This window comes from Chitinophaga terrae (ex Kim and Jung 2007) (genome assembly GCF_900107795.1).
GTDB classification, from domain to species: Bacteria; Bacteroidota; Bacteroidia; order Chitinophagales; family Chitinophagaceae; genus Chitinophaga; species Chitinophaga terrae.
In genome coordinates this window covers 54,630-72,264 of sequence record NZ_FNRL01000031.1, presented here as the reverse complement: position 1 = coordinate 72,264, position 17,635 = coordinate 54,630, and the positions used below count along the sequence as shown (strand labels likewise).

At 36.9% G+C, this 17,635-nt stretch carries 23 protein-coding genes; 6 read left to right on the top strand and 17 right to left on the bottom strand.

What is annotated here, in order from left to right:
• On the top strand, window positions 1-619 hold a 619-nt coding region (locus tag BLV62_RS24135; protein ID WP_139170379.1), incomplete at its 5' end, for an IS4 family transposase.
• A 58-nt stretch (window positions 620-677) separates the two neighbouring features.
• Here BLV62_RS24135 and BLV62_RS24130 read toward each other — a convergent pair.
• The 6 genes from BLV62_RS24130 to BLV62_RS24105 all read right to left on the bottom strand — a co-directional run bounded on the left by BLV62_RS24130 (window position 678) and on the right by BLV62_RS24105 (window position 5,785).
• Window positions 678-995: a hypothetical protein gene (locus tag BLV62_RS24130; RefSeq protein ID WP_089765059.1), complete on the bottom strand. Its 318-nt coding sequence runs from the start codon at window positions 993-995 to the stop codon at window positions 678-680.
• Entirely contained in the window at window positions 992-1,555 is a 564-nt protein-coding gene (gene rclC / locus BLV62_RS24125; protein ID WP_089765057.1) for a reactive chlorine resistance membrane protein RclC, read from the bottom strand. Before rclC ends, BLV62_RS24130 begins: the two co-directional genes overlap by 4 nt.
• Window positions 1,556-1,558: 3 nt before the next feature.
• Window positions 1,559-2,695: an L-dopachrome tautomerase-related protein gene (locus BLV62_RS24120; RefSeq protein WP_089765055.1), complete on the bottom strand. Its 1,137-nt coding sequence runs from the start codon at window positions 2,693-2,695 to the stop codon at window positions 1,559-1,561.
• A gap of 16 nt (window positions 2,696-2,711) precedes the next feature.
• Window positions 2,712-3,647: an NADP-dependent oxidoreductase gene (locus BLV62_RS24115; protein WP_089765053.1), complete on the bottom strand. Its 936-nt coding sequence runs from the start codon at window positions 3,645-3,647 to the stop codon at window positions 2,712-2,714.
• A gap of 42 nt (window positions 3,648-3,689) precedes the next feature.
• Complete coding sequence (locus tag BLV62_RS24110; RefSeq protein WP_089765051.1) at window positions 3,690-4,760, bottom strand: L-dopachrome tautomerase-related protein; 1,071 nt, start codon at window positions 4,758-4,760, stop codon at window positions 3,690-3,692.
• A gap of 131 nt (window positions 4,761-4,891) precedes the next feature.
• Entirely contained in the window at window positions 4,892-5,785 is an 894-nt protein-coding gene (locus BLV62_RS24105; RefSeq protein ID WP_089765050.1) for an MBL fold metallo-hydrolase, read from the bottom strand.
• Between the two features lie 102 nt (window positions 5,786-5,887).
• Between BLV62_RS24105 and BLV62_RS24100 the strand changes: the two genes are divergently transcribed.
• On the top strand, window positions 5,888-6,244 hold the full coding sequence (locus BLV62_RS24100; protein WP_089765049.1) for a winged helix-turn-helix transcriptional regulator: 357 nt from the start codon (window positions 5,888-5,890) through the stop codon (window positions 6,242-6,244).
• Between the two features lie 41 nt (window positions 6,245-6,285).
• Here BLV62_RS24100 and BLV62_RS24095 read toward each other — a convergent pair whose 3' ends face one another.
• From BLV62_RS24095 to BLV62_RS24080, 4 genes are all read right to left on the bottom strand, one after another.
• Entirely contained in the window at window positions 6,286-7,176 is an 891-nt protein-coding gene (locus BLV62_RS24095) for a helix-turn-helix domain-containing protein (RefSeq protein WP_089765047.1), read from the bottom strand.
• A 35-nt stretch (window positions 7,177-7,211) separates the two neighbouring features.
• The gene (locus BLV62_RS24090) at window positions 7,212-8,036 is read right to left on the bottom strand and encodes an SDR family NAD(P)-dependent oxidoreductase (RefSeq protein ID WP_089765044.1); all 825 of its coding nucleotides are present in this window, start codon (window positions 8,034-8,036) and stop codon (window positions 7,212-7,214) included.
• A 188-nt stretch (window positions 8,037-8,224) separates the two neighbouring features.
• Window positions 8,225-8,764: a carboxymuconolactone decarboxylase family protein gene (locus BLV62_RS24085; protein ID WP_089765042.1), complete on the bottom strand. Its 540-nt coding sequence runs from the start codon at window positions 8,762-8,764 to the stop codon at window positions 8,225-8,227.
• 108 nt (window positions 8,765-8,872) lie between these two features.
• Window positions 8,873-9,700 carry an AraC family transcriptional regulator gene (locus tag BLV62_RS24080; protein WP_089765040.1) on the bottom strand — a complete coding sequence of 276 codons (828 nt, stop codon included), beginning with the start codon at window positions 9,698-9,700 and terminating at the stop codon, window positions 8,873-8,875.
• An 81-nt stretch (window positions 9,701-9,781) separates the two neighbouring features.
• On the opposite strand from BLV62_RS24080, the gene BLV62_RS24075 reads away from it, so the two are divergent.
• Window positions 9,782-10,174, top strand: coding sequence for a DoxX family protein (locus BLV62_RS24075; protein ID WP_089765038.1), 393 nt, complete (start codon window positions 9,782-9,784; stop codon window positions 10,172-10,174).
• Between the two features lie 4 nt (window positions 10,175-10,178).
• Window positions 10,179-11,141, top strand: a complete 963-nt coding sequence (locus tag BLV62_RS24070; protein WP_089765036.1) for a polysaccharide deacetylase family protein — start codon at window positions 10,179-10,181, stop codon at window positions 11,139-11,141.
• 100 nt (window positions 11,142-11,241) lie between these two features.
• On the opposite strand, the gene BLV62_RS24065 is transcribed toward BLV62_RS24070, so the two are convergent.
• The 5 genes from BLV62_RS24065 to BLV62_RS24045 form a co-directional block, all read right to left on the bottom strand.
• The gene (locus tag BLV62_RS24065; protein ID WP_089765034.1) at window positions 11,242-12,150 is read right to left on the bottom strand and encodes a helix-turn-helix domain-containing protein; all 909 of its coding nucleotides are present in this window, start codon (window positions 12,148-12,150) and stop codon (window positions 11,242-11,244) included.
• An 86-nt stretch (window positions 12,151-12,236) separates the two neighbouring features.
• A complete protein-coding gene (locus tag BLV62_RS24060) occupies window positions 12,237-13,454 on the bottom strand; it encodes an MFS transporter (RefSeq protein ID WP_089765033.1) in 1,218 nt (405 codons plus the stop codon).
• A gap of 63 nt (window positions 13,455-13,517) precedes the next feature.
• Window positions 13,518-14,342 (bottom strand): SDR family NAD(P)-dependent oxidoreductase, encoded by an 825-nt coding sequence (locus tag BLV62_RS24055; RefSeq protein ID WP_089765031.1) that lies wholly within the window; start codon window positions 14,340-14,342, stop codon window positions 13,518-13,520.
• A 174-nt stretch (window positions 14,343-14,516) separates the two neighbouring features.
• On the bottom strand, window positions 14,517-15,083 hold the full coding sequence (locus tag BLV62_RS24050) for an NAD(P)H-dependent oxidoreductase (RefSeq protein ID WP_089765029.1): 567 nt from the start codon (window positions 15,081-15,083) through the stop codon (window positions 14,517-14,519).
• Between the two features lie 4 nt (window positions 15,084-15,087).
• On the bottom strand, window positions 15,088-15,891 hold the full coding sequence (locus BLV62_RS24045) for an enoyl-CoA hydratase/isomerase family protein (protein WP_089765027.1): 804 nt from the start codon (window positions 15,889-15,891) through the stop codon (window positions 15,088-15,090).
• A gap of 140 nt (window positions 15,892-16,031) precedes the next feature.
• Here BLV62_RS24045 and BLV62_RS24040 point away from each other — a divergent pair, with 140 nt between their 5' ends.
• Complete coding sequence (locus tag BLV62_RS24040) at window positions 16,032-16,445, top strand: winged helix-turn-helix transcriptional regulator (protein ID WP_089765073.1); 414 nt, start codon at window positions 16,032-16,034, stop codon at window positions 16,443-16,445.
• Between the two features lie 129 nt (window positions 16,446-16,574).
• Window positions 16,575-16,952: a hypothetical protein gene (locus tag BLV62_RS28180; protein WP_139170378.1), complete on the top strand. Its 378-nt coding sequence runs from the start codon at window positions 16,575-16,577 to the stop codon at window positions 16,950-16,952.
• On the opposite strand, the gene BLV62_RS24035 is transcribed toward BLV62_RS28180, so the two are convergent.
• Together BLV62_RS24035 and BLV62_RS24030 are read right to left on the bottom strand one after the other, a co-directional pair.
• Window positions 16,886-17,386 (bottom strand): hypothetical protein, encoded by a 501-nt coding sequence (locus BLV62_RS24035; RefSeq protein ID WP_211117949.1) that lies wholly within the window; start codon window positions 17,384-17,386, stop codon window positions 16,886-16,888. The genes BLV62_RS28180 and BLV62_RS24035 overlap by 67 nt on opposite strands.
• Window positions 17,387-17,403: 17 nt before the next feature.
• Window positions 17,404-17,622, bottom strand: a complete 219-nt coding sequence (locus BLV62_RS24030) for a PRTRC system protein C (RefSeq protein WP_013406998.1) — start codon at window positions 17,620-17,622, stop codon at window positions 17,404-17,406.
• Window positions 17,623-17,635 lie beyond the last annotated feature (13 nt).

The following is a 17,635-nucleotide window of genomic DNA, read 5'->3' as shown; positions in this document are numbered from 1 at the left end:
TAATAGCTGGCTGGTGTTCGACAAGGCATACAATGTATATCATCAGTTTGCCAAATGGACAACCCAAAAGGTTTGGTTTGTAACCCGGATGAAGGATAATGCAGATTTTCACATTACTAAAGTATTGGTGGATAAAACCAAAAAGAAGAATGTCAAAGGTGTGCTCAAAGAGCAATACATCACCGTAGGGGTAAAACAGAACGGAAAAGAGGTGGGGCGTCTAAAGCTTAGGCGCATCACTTTTAAAACAGCGGAAGGAAAGGTTTATGTGTTCATCACCAATAATTTTACCTTACCGGCACCCCAGATAGCTACCATTTACAAGAACCGCTGGATGATAGAATTGCTTTTTAAACAGATCAAGCAGAATTTTCCTTTGCGCTATTTCTGGGGAGAAAGCCCCAATGCAGTCAAAATGCAGGTCTATTGCGTGCTGATCGCTCAATTACTGATGGTGGTCATCAGAAAGAAAGCTGCCACGAAAAAATCTTTTGCTAATATGATCACCGTTATAAGATTACACCTGACAAGCTATGTTGGACTGATGGAATTTATTAAAGACACATATAAAGCATGGAGAAAAAAACACAATGCATCATCGCTTGACTTTTCACCGTAATAAAGGAGGGGAGCTTCCCCCCATTTTGAAACAATCAAATTTTAGGCTGTAATCCTTATCAGAAAGGGATTACAGCCATTTTTAACCCGATTTTTGTCGGACAATAATGATTTCTTTTATAACTATTAAAATCTATATGGCCCAGCCTCACGACTTCAAAATACAAGTTTGGATTTTTGAAACTTTTTTGAAGGCTATCATAATCTAATTTTTGCGTTTCAAAACGCAGTTCATTCGGATTTTGCGACTTGGTTTCTGCTATCTTCTTTCGCATATACCAATCATCAATCCATCCATACAGCAAATCCTTCCTGCTAAGACCAAGCAGGAAGGTTGCGATGATAAAAAGGAATAAACCTTTCAGTTTTGATTTCATAAGCCCTGATTTTTTAAAATTCTCTTCGCTGCATCCGATGCAACAACCAGTCCGCCCGCCAGCATTATAATATCCTTTATAACCAATCTGCCTGCACCCGACAGATAGGGAAATCCGTGCTCGGCACCTCCCAAATTAGGCACATAGGCTTCAGGAGTTGTAATCAGAAAGGAAAGTGTAACCAGAGACATCCCGAAAGTGAGTAAACCGCCCAGTAAACCTATTTTTGGAAACCAGATTCCCAGCAGTGTTAGTAAACCGATAATAACGATAATAGTTCCCAATCCGTAGGAGAATATGTATGTTCCGTTTTCTGTATGCCATTCGATATTTTGGGGCACTACTTCGCCTTCTTTGTTTTTATGCGCTTTGTATTCTTCAGGATGATTATAGAAAAAGCTCATTACGGGACTGTTGGCTACAAAGGGAACGATGCCGTCTGCTTCATATTGGAAGGCTTTCAAGCCACCAATCCAAGCCATCACAATGAAAATGGCTATCCTGGTGAAATTGATAAAAACCTTTTGGCTGTCAGCTAGAATTTGGATAATGCTTTTCATCGTTTAAATTTTAATTCTCAACACTTTAAACGGCTTTTTAAACTGCACTACCCCCTCGTGAAACCAAGGCATCAACTGAATTTGCGAATTGGAAATGTATAAATATCCATCTTCAGAAATGCTGTAACTGTCTGGCCAGATCAGTTGTTCATCATCCTTTACAATCGTCTGCATTTTCAAATCCGGAGTAATTTTTACGATTGAATTCTGCTCCAAATCTCCAAAATATAGATTCCCTTTTTTGTCGAAGATCATTCCGTCCGTTGTGACGAATTTTCCTAAATCTTCTACACTTTTGTTTAAAACAGTCTCAGTTGTCTTAAAATCTCTCAACAAATCGGTTTTAATTCTATACAAACGGTTATCTGTAAGCGGCTTGTAGTACACATATTGATTATCGGGAGTGAGCGCAATACCATCTGAATTCACTTTAAGTGAAGAACCGTCACCTTTTTTAAGCTCCGTCCCCAATGGAGAAAAATGATAATTCGGGTCAGATTTTACAGAAGGGGAATTGGCTAAAACCAATCTTGATTCTCCTGTGTTAATATTCAAAACAATGATTCCACCTGTATTTGAATTGCTTAAGTAAGCAAAACCATTTTCATTATCCACCCGGATATCGTTGATGTAAACATCTTCTCGTACTACATTTTCTGGAAATCTGTATATTTTCTCGATTTTATTAGTGGCTAAATTTATTTTAACCACTTTACTGCTGTGCTGGTATACTTTTCCAAGCCCGATTCCTGCTGCATCTACCACCCAAAGAAATCCTTTGTCATCAGTCACCACTGCTTGAACGCATACAAATTTATTTTGGCCATCTTCACCTTTTTTAAAGCTATTCCATTCAGCATCGGGATAAGGAACTGGTTTTCCATCTTTCACCTCAACCACTGAATAGGAATGCGAATCCAGCCAATAAGGATAATTCACAAAAACTCGGTTGTCTTTTGCTACAGCAACACCTGTTAATTGATAAGTACTGTCTGCAAAAACTTCTTCTAAAATTGGCTTTTGTTCAGCAACCTGCTCAATTGTGTTTTCTTGAGCATCGGCTTTGGTTGATGAATTATTATTGCAAGCTGTAAACAATGTGACCAACATTGCAATAGCCGTTAAATATGTCAATTTCATAATTTTAAATTTTGATTTAAAGCGTTATCACTATTTTACCCACCGTTCTGCCCGTTTCCTGCTCCAAATGAGCTTCTCTCATTTGTTCGAAAGGAAAAACCTTTGAAACATGAGGTTTTACAGCACCACTTTCCAAGAAAGAAGCAATCTGTTTCATATCCTCACCGCTGGATTGTACTAGAATGAAATAACCTTTCACTCCTTTAGAGTTTGCCTTTGAAGTGACCTCTTCATTCAATCCTGTCGGAATACTGATGATAGAACCACCTTCTTTGGTCACTTCAAGAGAATGGTCGATATTATCTCCTCCAATCGTATCCAACACAAAATCAAAAGTTCTGCCCGCTGATTTCCAGTCGAAACCGTGATAGTCGATATGTGAATCTGCACCTAGGCCCAAGACAAAATCTTTGTTTTTAGCGGAAGAAGTTCCCGTTACTTTCGCTCCCAAATGTTTGGCAATCTGTACCGCGATATGCCCAACTCCACCTGATGCGGCGTGAACCAAAACGTTTTGCCCTTCCTGAATATTCGCATTGTGAACCAAAGCCTGATACGCCGTAAGCGCAACCAAAGTGGAAGCTGCAGCATCTTCAAAAGAGATATTTTTTGGTTTTAATGCCAGTTGATTGGCTGGAGCCGCTACAAATTCTGCATACGCTTTTCCGTGTCCGGGAAAATTAACCATTCCGAAAACTTCATCGCCTATTTTAAAATCTGAACTTTTAGTTTCTTCCACGATCCCGGAAATATCCCAACCCAAAATCAATGGATTTTCTGTTTTTATTCTTCCATAAACGCCTTTTCCAGAACGGCTTTTTGTGTCTACAGGATTAATACTGATAGCTTTTACTTTTATCAATACTTCACCTTCGTTAATGGCAGGTCTCGCCAATTCCACATATTCTAAATTTTCTACGCTTCCTGCTTCTTTTAATATGATTGCTTTCATAATTTTTTTTTAAATGTTATATATGATGTTTGATCTTTTTACTTAGTTATTTAGAGGTTTTGCATTGATTTTCAACTTGTAAATCACAACGGGAAGTTCCACTTTGCTTTTTCCGTTTTGAAATGCCGCCAAACGGTTGAGCTGACCTGTGGGAATCCATAGATAGCCGTTGTCATCAATCCATAAAGCGTCTGCCCAAAGCAATCTTTTGTCTTTAATGACCAGACTTTCTTTTCCTTCTGGTGATATTTTAATGATTTCGCTTTTATTGACATCGCTTACATAAATATTTCCGTCTGCATCGATGGCTGTTCCTCCTGTTGATGGGGTTTTATAGAATAATTCTACTTTCGATGCCAGATCTTTTTCAGATATATTTTCATCATTCAGATATTGCGTTTCCACTCTCCAAAGCGGACCGCTTGCAGGCTGAAAGTAAAGCCATTTCCCATCGGGAGAAATTTCCAATTGGTCTGCGTGGATTCTCACTTCATTTCTTTTTTCATCTTTCATGATTTTCCCTTCCGCTTTTATGGGTAAATTATCCGTGGTTGAAGGTTGATTTTCTAAAACTCTTCTTCCTTTACCTGTCGTTTTATCCAAAATAATTAAAGCCGGTTCTCCCGCATCTGTCAGATAAATGATGTTTCTCGAAATTCTTAGATCATCAATAAAAGTTGAAGGTTTTGCAAGTCCAGTAAGGGGAATTATCTGTTGAATGGTATTGGTTTTAATATCAATCGAAACCAATTTTAATGCATTTCCAGATAACGGATTTTGTCCCATTGAAGGTGTTCCGGTATCCACAATCCAAAGCTGACCATTTACGATACGTATGGAATTCGTCCTTACAAACTTTTCGTTTACATCTTCACCAGGTTGCCAATTGTTCCAATCTTCATTGGGGTAGGGAATGATTTTCCCATCTTTTAAAACTTCGCCCACACTCATTCCTTTTCCGCCTTCTATTTTAGGGAAGTTGACGAATATTCTTCCATCGGAACTTGTGGTTACACCGTTCCAAACTAAGTTCGAAGTTGCTACTTGCTGTAATTGTGCATTGGCAAATCCGCAGATAAGCAGCAGAGGTAAAAGGCTAAATGTAATTTTCATCTTTATTTGATTTCAATAATTTTGATAGTACAAAGTTACCTTCAACTATACCTGAATAAATAGTACATTTCGAGGAATAAATAGCACAGATTTACATAAACTAAAAATCCTCCAACTGGGAGGATTTTACTTTAAACGGTATAAAAAGCTTTTGGAATGTATCGATACCCTTCTTCATTTCTTTCGATAAAGCCTAAGCCGGGATATGGCAAATGATCTCCAAAAAGGAGTTGGTTTGAAGATGCTAATTTTTCAAGAAGATTTTTTCGTGTTTTAATACCTAATTCAAAATCAGAATCAATTTGATTACCCCATTCAGGATGCGCGACCAACAATATGTGCTGAAAAGTATCAGCTATATGTACTAATTCTTCTCCCTCAGATGTAATGGTAATAATTGTGTGTCCAGGCGTATGACCTGGTGCATGTTCCAATCGAAGAAAACCAAACAGGTCGGCGCTATCTTCATAAAAAGTAAGTTTTGAATCGATTGGTTTAAAATGGTCTCTTGCAAACTGGATTTCAAAATCGGAAAATTGATTTTTCGTACCTTTTGAAAAGTCAGGTTCCTCAGACATCCAGAATTTATATTCTGTTTCTGAAATATAATAATCAGCATTTTCAAAAACCAATTTGCCTTCTTTGTCAACAACTCCTCCAATATGGTCAGGATGGGCGTGAGTAAAGACAATATCCGTTATTTCTTGAGGACTAACACCTAAATTCGCCAGGTTTTCAATTAACTTGCCACCAAGAGGTGAAAGCATAACACCACTACCTGTGTCTATTAGAATATTTTTCTTCCCGTCTGTTATTAAAAGAATATTACCTGCCAATTCTAATTTGTCTTCCGTAAGCCTATTTTCATTTAAAAATTTTTTGAGTTTCTCTTTTTCAATATTAGGTGCAAACATTGGCTGAATGTTTTCAATTTCAATAACTCCATCTGTAATCACAGCCAAATGAAGTTTTCCTAATTGGAATTTAAAATATCCCGGATTTTTAATGTTGTTGAGTGTATTCATTTTTTTATAAATTTGTTGATACAAAATTAAAGCAAGTAACTATCTAAAAGATATTACTATCTTTTTAGATAGCACTATCTTTTAAGTAAGTAATGGAATATTATGGCTAGAGTAACTGACGGTACTGAACAAAAAACTTGTATGGAAATAATGCTTCCAATACAGGACGCATTAGAAATTTTAAAAGGAAAATGGAAATTACCAATTATCGTTTCTTTATCTTTCGGAAGTAAAAGGTTTAGGGAGCTTGCAAGAGAAATTCCTAAGATTACAGATAAGGTTTTATCAAAGGAACTAAAGGAATTGGAGACAAATCTATTAATTACCAGAACCGTACATGACACATTTCCCCCAACAGTAGAATATGAAATCACCGAACACGGATTGTCCTTAGAAAAAGTAATTATGGCGATGAAAGACTGGGGCCTGGAACATAGAAAAAAAGTCACAGCAAGTTGATTCTTGCTATGACTGTAACAAATTGTAATGCAGTTTTAATTTCAGTTCATCTGCAATTTCCTAAACTCCAAAGGTTTCATTCCCGTCTGTTTCTTGAATAATCTTGTGAAATAAGAGGCGTTTTCAAAGCCTAATTCATAAGCAATTTCAGCCACCCCTTTTTCGCCCAATCTCAATAGGTTTTTCGCTTCAGAAATCATAAAAATATGAATCAGTTCCATTGCGGTTTTTCCGGTTTCCTGTTTTAATAAGTCACTTAGGTATCTTGGCGAAACAAAAAGTTGATCGGCTAAAAAAGCAACATTCGGAAGACCATTTTTCTCTAATAAGCCTTCATCCACATATTTTTTCAACGCGTCATTAAACTTGGAAGCTGTCTTGCCTGTTACCTGCGCTCGGTCGATAAATTGCCTTTTGTAATATCGCTGTGCATACTTTAAAATCGATGAAATATGACTTAAAATAATCTCACGGCTATATTCATCGGGATTATTAAAGTATTCTCCCTGAATTTTTGAGTGGAGTTCCAGTATAATCTGTTCTTCTTTTGGCGAAAGATGCAGTGCTTCCGTTACTTCATAATCGAAGAAGCTATATTTTTCAATTTCCTTGAAAAGCTCGTGTCCATTCAAATAATCTTCGTGGATCATCAGCATATAGCCTTTTTCTTCGAATTGAAGGTCCTTCAACTCTATGATTTGACGTGGTTTTGCAAAAAACAAACAACCATTATCGTGGTCGTATTGCGTACGACCGTACATAAAAACTCCCGATTTTATTTTTTTGAAAGCTATCACATAACAATCTGTTGTAAACTCCCGGTTTCCCAAAGTACACGCCGATTGGCATCCAATCATACTGAAAAGCGGATGTTCAGGAGCATCCCAATGATTCCCCAAATGCAATTCGGTAAGGGTTTTATAATGTGTCATTACTGTTGAATTTGAAATACTAATTTACTGTTTTTTTAATGACCGTGAGCGGCAATACTCACTTCTTTCCATTCTTGGATATCATTTAATCTTTTGGTGTAAATCTCATTGATAGCGTGATACGCAATTTTACCCAACAATAATCGTTGAGGAGGATTTTGATTGTCGATAAGATTCAAAACAGGTTCTACTGTCGCTTCTGGTTTTCCCCAGGTATCCGGATTTTCCCCACTTTCGGCAAATGCAGCACGAACAGGGTTATAATCTGCAATCTCCGAAGAAGTCTGAACTGCCGAAGCTCCTGCCCAATCTGTGGCAAATCCGTTAGGTTCTATTAATGTCGTTTTAATTCCCAAATGAGCTGTTTCTGAACCAATCGTTTCAATTAAACCTTCTATCGCAAATTTTGAAGCGTTGTACAATCCTAAAAGTGGCAAAGTCGTTAATCCCAAAAAGCTGGAAATCTGAATGATATGTCCGCTTTTTTGTTTTCTCATCACTGGTAGAACGGCCTGTGCTACCCAAAGTGAACCGAAAAAGTTGGTTTCCATCTGGTCTCTCGCCTGCTGTTCTGTCGTTTCTTCCGTTGTTCCGAATAAACCAAAACCTGCATTATTAATCAAGACATCAATTCTTCCGAAATGTTTTTCTACCTGTTCCGTTACTTCAAAAACTTCTGAACGGTTATTAACATCAAGCTTTAAAGGCAAAATATTGTCGCCGTATTTATCTTTCAAATTCTGTAATGAAGAAACGTTCCTTGCGGTTGCCGCTACTTTGTCTCCTCTTTCCAAAAGTGCTTCAGCCCATAATTTCCCGAATCCTTTTGATGCTCCTGTGATAAAAACTATTTTACTCATTGTTTTAATTTTTTAGTGTTATTTAATGAAGCAAAGTTATCATCAAACCCAACCGAACTGCTAGCTCATTTTAGCTGAAAAATAGCACAGAAATACGTTTTGGAAAAAATTTAAAAAATAAAAAAGCCTCCCAAAAATACATCTGGAAGGCTTCCACTTAAAACTAAATACTTATATTAAAACACTTCTTAAATAGCCTGTGCCAAAGGAAAATCAATAGGAATCTGAGTGTTGGCAAATACATAGTTGGTAAAGCTTCTGAGCGCCACCAAAGCAGTCAGTTCAACTAGAGCTTTTTCGTCGAAACCTGCATTGAAGAAATTTTCTAAAGCCCCGTTTCCTGCGTTGCCTTTATTGTTTGCAATGGAGTGAGCCAATTTAATCGCAGCTTCTAATTTTGCCTCAGAAAAACTTCCTTTTCTGATTTCCAGCGTATCTTCTTCTGTAAAACCTCTCATTTTCGCCAATGTAGTGTGCGCTGCCAAACAGTAATCACATTCATTGACTTGCGAAACGATTAGATTAATCGCTTCTCTTTCTTTTGCCGTAAACGATGAGTCGTGCGCCAAAGATGCCTCGGTTTCCAACATTGATTTTAAAGCGGATGATGAATAGCCTATCGTTGCGTACAAATTGGGAATTTTTCCCATTTTTTTCTCTACAGATTCTAAAATGCTCTGTGCACTAAAGCTTAGCTGTTCTTTTTCGGGTACTGAAATTGTTTTCATTTTTTTACGATTTAAATTATTTCATTTTGTTAATACAAAGTTATATCAGCACACAAAGAAATTACTAACCCATTTCAGCGGAAGAATAGCACAGAAATACCCATAGTATTAAATGCTTCTCTTTCGATACGAAGAAGGGGATTTACCTTTATATTTTTTAAAGATCCTGTTTAAATGACTTTGGTCTGTAAAACCAAATTCTAAAGCAATTTCATTAATACGCATATCAGTTAACATTAAACGGCTTTCAATGAGCTTCAACTTATAAAGCATAATATATTGTTGCAGGCTTTCTCCGGTGTGTTTTTTAAAATATTCGCCCATATATTTTGGAGAAAGATGAAACTGTGCCGCCAGTTGGTTGACTTTTAATTTCTCTGGCTCGAAAATATGTTGATGAAGGTAATTAATGATAGGCATTACACTGGAAATTTTACCATTGAAAACTTCCTTTTCCTGCAAAGTAAGATTGCGGGCAGCATAGGTAATAATGGTATTTATTAATTGTTGAATGACTTGCTCCTGATGAGGTGCCTGGCTTGCCCTTTCACGAATTAAAGCTTCGACGGCGGCACGGATAAACGGCTTGTCGGTAACGGTTTTTAGAATGCAACCCGGAAGATGATTGTGGCTGTTAAAAATATATTCCAGCTCACGGATGTTTTGGCTGTTTTGGGTTTTAATATAATCGTTATTAAACCTGATGAAGAAAAACTGGCTTAACGATTGAACCTCGAAACTATGCAGATCCTCTGGAAAAATCAGGAATAATTTGTTAGGCGCATAAGGAAGTTGATGCTCATTAATGATTTGGATGCCTGTTCCTTCCATCACAAAAACCATCTCAAAAAAAGTATTTTTTCGGGGTTTGGCGGTGTACTCGTGCGTTTCGAGCCATTCTAATTCATAGGTACTGTATAAATTTTGCACTTCCATACCTGCAATTTTACAAAAAAATCCAGTAAAAAACCTTGTTTCCTTCCTTGTGTTTAGTTGAACTTTGTAAAAAACTTTATTATGAATGATATTTCTTATCTGATGTTACGTCTGGTGGCGGGCATCAGTTTTTTCGGGCACGGTTTGGTAAGGTTACCAAAATTGAATGCTTTTAGTCAATGGATGACTGGCAGTTTTTCAAAATCAATGTTGCCACAAAGTTTGGTTACGCCTTTTAGCTACGCCTTGCCAGTGGCAGAATTCACTATCGGTATATTACTAATCTTGGGCATCTTTTCTCCTAAAGTAATTATCGCAGGTTGGGTTGTGATGCTCCTATTAATGTTCGGCACTTGCCTAATAGAAAATTGGGAGGCTTTACCATCGCAAATGATACACGCCATCATCCTTGTTGCGCTGTACCAATTCATCGCTGCAAACAGCATTTCACTAGACCAATTTTTTAAAAAATAAAAATATGATTGACAGAAGAAAGTTCATAAAACAAGGCAGTTTGCTTACCACAGCGGGCTTGGTTGCAAGCGCCGTACCATTTTCTGGAATGGCGCAAAGCGGAAAAAATATGCAACCAGAATCCAAATCAAAAAAATCAAAATGGTTGGATGGTTCAAGATTGGTGGTTTCAGTTTCTATGCAGTTTGAAGCCGGCGGGCAACCCGAAAATGCAGAAAGCCCTTTCCCTCAAAATATGGAAAAAGGCTATAAAGATTTACCGGCAACAACCTGGTATGAGTACGGATATAAAGAAGGTATTCCTCGGATGTTGGATAACTGGGATAAGTTGGGTGTAAAAATCACCTCGCATATGGTGGGCAGTGCAGTGCTAAAAAATCCGGCATTGGCAAAAGAAATTGTAGATCGTGGTCACGAAGCTGCTGCACACGGAATGAACTGGGCTACGCAATACACAATGTCATACAACGAGGAGAAAAAGTTTATTAAAGACGGTGTGGATGCCATCAAAAAAATTACTGGTTTTGATGCAATTGGTTATAATGCCAATTGGTTGCGCAGGGGCGAAAACACGTTGAAAATTTTACAGGAATTGGGATTTTTGTACCACATAGATGATTTAAGTAGGGATGAACCTTTTATTCAAAAGGTAAACGGAAAGGATTTTGTAACGGTTCCTTACACATTACGTTGCAACGACATTCAACTCATTGAAGGCAAAAATTTCTCTGTTGATCAATTCGTACATCAGGTGAAAATGGAGTTTGATCAGTTGTATGAAGAAGCCGCAAATCGCAGAAGGCAAATGTCCATCAGCTTCCACGACCGAATTGGCGGCACACCGCAAATGGTACAGGCGGCGAAAGAACTGTTCACATATATAAAAAAACACGAAGGTGTAAGTTTTAAGCGTAAAGACGAAATTGCGAAGATGGCTTTGGAAGATAAAACCACGATAATAGAATGATTGGAAATTTTCATTTCTCATCTAATTTTACGATATAAATTTAGATGAGAAATGAAAAATAAACTTTGTAAAAAAGATCAGTTTCTTTTAATTCTAAATATTATTTAACCGCTTCTTTTTTATATTGAACAGGCGTTACCCCAACCACTTTTTTAAATAATCTGGTAAAATATGACGGACTTTCGAAACCTAAATCATAGGCAATTCCTGCAACGTTGCTTTCTGAACTCAACAGCAGATTTTTAGCTTCTTTAATCAAATAAATATGAACGTGTTCCAAGGCTGTTTTTCCGGTTTCCTGTTTCAGAATATCGCTGAGATAACGGGGAGAAATCGCAAGTTCTCCAGCCATAAAATTAACGCTTGGCAAACCGTCATCAATATGTTTGTTCGCTTTGAAATACTCATCCAGAACCGTTAGGAATTTTTTAACCATACTTCCCGAAACATTCGGGCTTCGGTCTATGAACTGTCTTTTGTAAAAACGGTCAGAATATTTTAAAATAGAATCGATATGCGACAATATAATTTCCCTGCTGAATTCGTCCGAATTTTCATCATATTCTCTTCTGATTTTCTCATAAAGTTCCCACATAATCACTTCTTCCGAAGGCGAAATGTGAAGCGCTTCATTGATCTCATATTCAAAATAACCGTACTTTTTGATTTGCTCGTTCAGTGGATGTCCCGATAAATAATCTTCGTGGAAAAACATCACAAAACCCTTTTCAGCAAACTGAACATTGCGAACTTCAATGATTTGTCTGGGCTTCATAAAAACCGCCGAGCCATTGTTGTGATCATATTTAGTTTTACCATATAACACATAACCAGACTTGATTTTTTTTAAACCAATCATATAAAAATCTCCTGTAAATCGGTCTTCACCTACAGAATAGGTCATTAATTCTTTACAAGTCATCAAACTCAAAAGGGGATTTTTCGGAGGTTCGAAACCGCTTTTCTCGTGCAATTCTACGATGCTTTTATAGTGATTGATTTTTTCCATATTTAATTGGGCTAAAAGCTTTAAGTATTATCAAATTTAAGAAATTAAAAAGCAGAAATGGACAGCACTTCTGTTTTGTATAGTAACTAACCTACCTGCGAGCTTGCTTCCAATCTTTGATGCATCGAAGCTTTTCTGAACAGTAAAATGGTAACGAATAATGTTCCAACAATGATAAAATTTACCAAAGCAAATGTCTGAATATCTTTAATTTCAAATAAATTAATTAATCCATAGCCCGCAACTGAGCTTACTACATACACACCACCACCAGTCAAACCACTTGCAATTCCGGCATTTGTCGTGAATCTCTGTAAACTGTACGCATAAACATTATTGAAAATAAATCCCGATAAAAGATGTAATGATAAAGTGAAACCCAGTAAAAATACTAATCCGTCATACTTTGAAGTGACAGTAAGCATTGCAAAAACGATGAGTAGCTGTAAAATTATCGCCGTATTTATTTTGGTAAAAAGTCTCTTTTTAATCATTAATTTAGAAGTAATTCCGCCACTCATTAAAGCAATTCCCGAAGCCAGTGAGCTATACCCCGTAACGACTGGCGAAAATCCATATACTTTTTCAATAATAAAGGGACTTACCATTCCGTAAACTACTAGAAGTGAATAGCTTAAACCAATAATGATTAATCCTAAATAAAAATCAGGTGTTCCCAACATTTTTTTGTAAACTGCTACAATTTCTTTTCTTTTAAACACCTGAAAATTCTGTAGAGATTCTCCTGTAAACCGAAGTTCGAAAATCAAAATAATGATGGTAAGAATTCCTAAGAGATAAAAATTGGATTTCCACCCGAAAAGTACCTGTAAATAGCCACCAATGAAGGGTGCAACAATAGGTGCAGTTGCCCAGACAATCGAAAAAAGACTGGTGTAGTGTTTCAGTTTTTCGCCTTTGTATAGGTCAACAAAAAAAGCTCTTTTCCCGACAATAATGAGTGAAACCGTGATCCCCTGAATAATTCTCATCAAATAAATCACATAAATTTCCGGAACCAAGGCAATGATAAAACTTGCCAAAGAAAAGGTGATTAAAGCAAAAATATTGATTCTGTATCTCCCAAAACTATCAAGAATACTTCCGATAAAAAGCTGGCTAAATCCTGAACTTACCATAAATAAAAGTAGTGAAATCTGCACTTTCTCAACCGGTACACTCAAATCTTCTGCCATCGCAGGAAGTGACGGAATGTAAATATCCGTCGTTAAGCCACCCAGCGGAATGAGCATAAACGCCAATATTGTACTGATGTACAAATATTTTGTATTTTGAAATTTCATATTGATAGGATTTAAAAAAAGAAAGCCTTGCTCTTTTTTATCAGCAAGGCTTTCATAAAAAAATTAATGACCGTGAGCTGCTTCGGAAACTTCTTTCCAATCGTTCCAGACCTTTAGTTTTTCGGCATAAACTCGTTCGGTTTTTCTTAATCCTACTTTTCCTAAGAATAAACGAAGTGGCGGGTTTTCGCTGTCGATTAATTTTAAAATTGCAGGAACGGTAGCATCCGGTGTTCCATAATCTTCAGGTAAAAGACCTTCAGCTTCTCCCAAACTGGCTTTCAAAGCATCATAAGCCGGAATTGCATCGCCGTGAACTGCAGAACTTCCACCAAAATCGGTTGTGTAGCCATTAGGTTCAATCATGGTCACGTTAATTCCGAACGCTTTCACTTCTGTTGCCAAAGCTTCGCTGAAACCTTCCACCGCAAATTTAGTAGCGTTGTAAATTCCTAAAGTCGGTAAGCTCCAAACCCCTAAAACACTCGATAACTGAATCACATGACCGCTTCCCTGCGCTCTGAAAATCGGCAAAGCAGCCTGTGTTACCCAAAGCGTACCAAAAACATTGGCTTCAAAAACATCTTTAATTGCTTTTTCTCCCACTTCTTCCACCGCTCCGAAAACACCATAACCGGCGTTATTGATGACAACATCTAAACTTCCGAAGTGATTTTTAGCTTTGTTTACTGCTTCAAAAACCGCTTCTCTGTCGGTGATATCTAAAGAAATAGGAAGAAAAGTTTCGGGATATTGTTCTGCCAAATCTTTATAAGATTCAATGTTTCTTGATGTTGCCGCTACTTTGTCGCCTCTTTTTAGCAATGCTTCTGTCCAAAGTTTTCCAAATCCTCTTGATGCTCCTGTGATAAAAATTGTCTTTGCCATTTTTTAAAATTTTGATTGTTTGTTTTTAAATTTTGATAAGACAAAGTTATCTCTCATCAGCACCAAGCTTGTAACCCAAATCAGCGGAAGAATAGCACAGAATTACGGAGAGAGTTTTAATTTAAATTTTAAAATAAAATCGGAAGAAAATTCTCCCAACTTATTAAGTTAAGTTTAAATATTACTTTTTAAATGTGTTTCAAATGAAGCCAATTCCTGTTCTATATTTGGGTTTTTAAAAACATCATAAAACGCAAATGTCGGCAATGGCTGAACTCCTACAAACTGAAGCGTTGCCGTGAAAGGTCTTGTTAATTCTTCCATTGAGAAATCTTCAAGCAATTGACCTGAGTTTCCAAAAGTCTCTTCGGGAGCGTTCCAAGTATTCACAATCATTCCTTTGCTTTTCAGAAGTCCGCCTGTACCGTAATTTCCGCCATTACTTCTACCATCTCCGGCGTAGATTTTTCCGTAACCACTCATCAAAACTTTATCGATATAATCTTTTGTTTTGGCAGGCATCCCAAACCAATTAATCGGAAAATGAAGGAGTACAAAATCTGCATTTACCCATTTTTCAATTTCCTGTGGAATTTCGTAACCATTATCGATAACTGTTTCGAGAATTTCGTAGCCTTTTTCTTCAAAAACACTTTTACTTTTTTCGAAAATCGTTTTGTTGAGATTTCCTTCTGCAATTTGTGGCCATTTGATATGACCGTTGATGATTAATGCTTTCATTTAATTATAAATATTTTCCAAGATTTAGTTCGACATCGCCGTAGGTTTGTAATCCTTGGTCTAACAATTTTTTAATTCTGGTTCTTGCTTCAGGCTCTGTCAATGATTCGAAAAAGGCTATTTGCGTTTCCATAATATGTTCATTTTTTGGAATAATCACTCTTTCATTCATCGTTGCTTTTATTTTTTTGATGATTTTCAAATCAAATGAGTCAATTCTTTTGGCTAAATTTTCTACGAATGCATCCAAATCGTTATCGGGAAATGCTCGATTAATCCAACCGTAATCAGCGGCAGTTTGAGCATCATAATCGTCCCCACTTAAAATAATTTCAAGAGCTCTGGCTTTTCCTGTTAAGAGATGAAGACGCTCCAATCCGCCACCACCAGGAAAAGAACCGATTCCGATTTCCGGTTGTGCGAAAAATGCTTTTTCCTTGCTTGCAAAACGCATATCGAAAGCCTGAATAAACTCACTTCCCAAACCTCTCGCTCTTCCTCTGATAGACGCAATACTTACAAACGGAGCCTGTTCGAGACGTTTTGCAACATCGGGCCAAGATTTTGAAAGTCCGGTTTTTCCTTCTCCTTTAGGAAAATCAAAAATGTTGACCAATTCTGCGTGAGCAACATAAAATTCGGAATTGGAACTTTCAAAAACGACTACTTTTAAGTTTTCATTAGCTTCCAATTCGTCCATTAATGTTCTTAACTGAACCGAAAATTCAGGGTCGAACACGTTTACCGGAGGATGATTGATCGCTACTTTCCAATAGCTATCTGTAATTTTTTGTGTTGTAAAAATCATAGTAATTTCTTTTTTAAAGTTTATTTGTAATTGGATAAAATCTTATTCAAATTGACAAGTGAGAAATATTTCAGTATTTTTGCTTGCAAATTGAAAGTGTAAAGATACTAACTAACTTGCAAAATACAAGTAGAATATTTATGGCAAAAAAAAATAGAAATTCCGGATGTCCGGTGAGCAACTCTTTGGATATCTGGGGCGATAAATGGAGTTTGTTGATTGTGAGAGATTTGATGTATGAAAAACAGTGTACATACGGTGATTTTTTGAAATCTGAAGAAAAAATAGCAACTAATATTTTGGCGACAAAACTGCAAATTTTAGAGGCTGAAGAAATCATTTCCAAATCGCAACATCCTGAAAGTAAAGCAAAGTTTTTGTATAAACTGACCGAAAAAGGCATCAGTTTACTTCCCGTTTTAATAGAGATTTATTTGTGGGGCGAGCAATATTTTGAGCTGTCTGAAAACCATAAAAAATTTCTACAGGACGTAAAAAAAGACAAAGAAGCATTTCTAAAAAGAGCGCAAGAAAATCTCAGAAAAGCACTTTAATTATTTTAAACAAATCAGTATAAAGCAATTACTTAAACATTTTCGGCAATTAATAATTCTACAAAAACTTTTGAATCTCATCACAAAAAATTGGGTTTGATTTCTTTCAATTCCGAAACGTTGGATTTTGTGAATGGAGAAACATTCAGACCTTACATCAAAGTTTTGTTCGTTCCCGCAGGTTATTCTTTGACGGTAGATTTCAATGTTTATGAAACTGAAAATCCGGCTTTGTTTTTCATTAACACCAATCAATATCTTGATATTCAATCGGCAACTGATGAAGATGCTTTTTTGATTTATTACAACAGAGATTTTTACTGCATTCAGATTCACGACGAAGAGGTGGCTTGTGACGGACTTTTATTCAACAATATTTTTGAAATTCCAAAGGTGGATTTGCTGGAAGACCAGCTGAAAACGGTGTCGCAATTATTTAATCAAATCAATGATGAACTTAATTTTCGGGTCGCACCTGTACTGCACCGTTCCTCGCTAACGAAATAAGTTTTCTTACTATCCTGTATCAAACGTATTTCTTCCCAATCACAAAACTTTTTCCTTAACTGTTCTTCTGTATCATCCAAAGCCAAAGCGATATTGTAGGGATAGCCGTATTGCCTGGACTGCATAGGTTGTATACCGTAATGCCCTGCCAATTTGGAAAGGGACTGATAAAAATCCCTTTCCGTCTTTTCGGGTTTTCCACAAGCCTGTACGGTTTGTGCTTCTTGCAGTTTAGGCAGAAATGAGCATTTTAGAAAACCATTGGTAGCACCGTTATCGGTACCGATTTCAGTTTGTCTTTTCTTATTTCGTCTGCGTTCTTTGGTCTTTGCATCCAGTCTGCGAACTCGCCCAATTGTTTGTGCAAAGTCCGCTGTTTGGGTTGTTGTGGGGTTTTGATGATGCCCGATATGATGTTGCCTTGCATAATTCATTTTTTTTGATTTTTGGTTTAACCTTTCGTTCCCATTACACTCTCAAATCGGTACTGTACTGTATCGTCACGGATAACAGGGGCAGATACTTTGGCAGTGGTCAGTATCGGATAAGAATTTGCATAGAAATTCATCACGGCTTCCACGCTCCATTTGGGTTCTGGGTCGGTCAGTTTAATTTGCTGTCCTTTATCGTTGAGTATAAATACCCTCTCTAATTGCGTTGCTAATAACATGATGCTCGTTTTA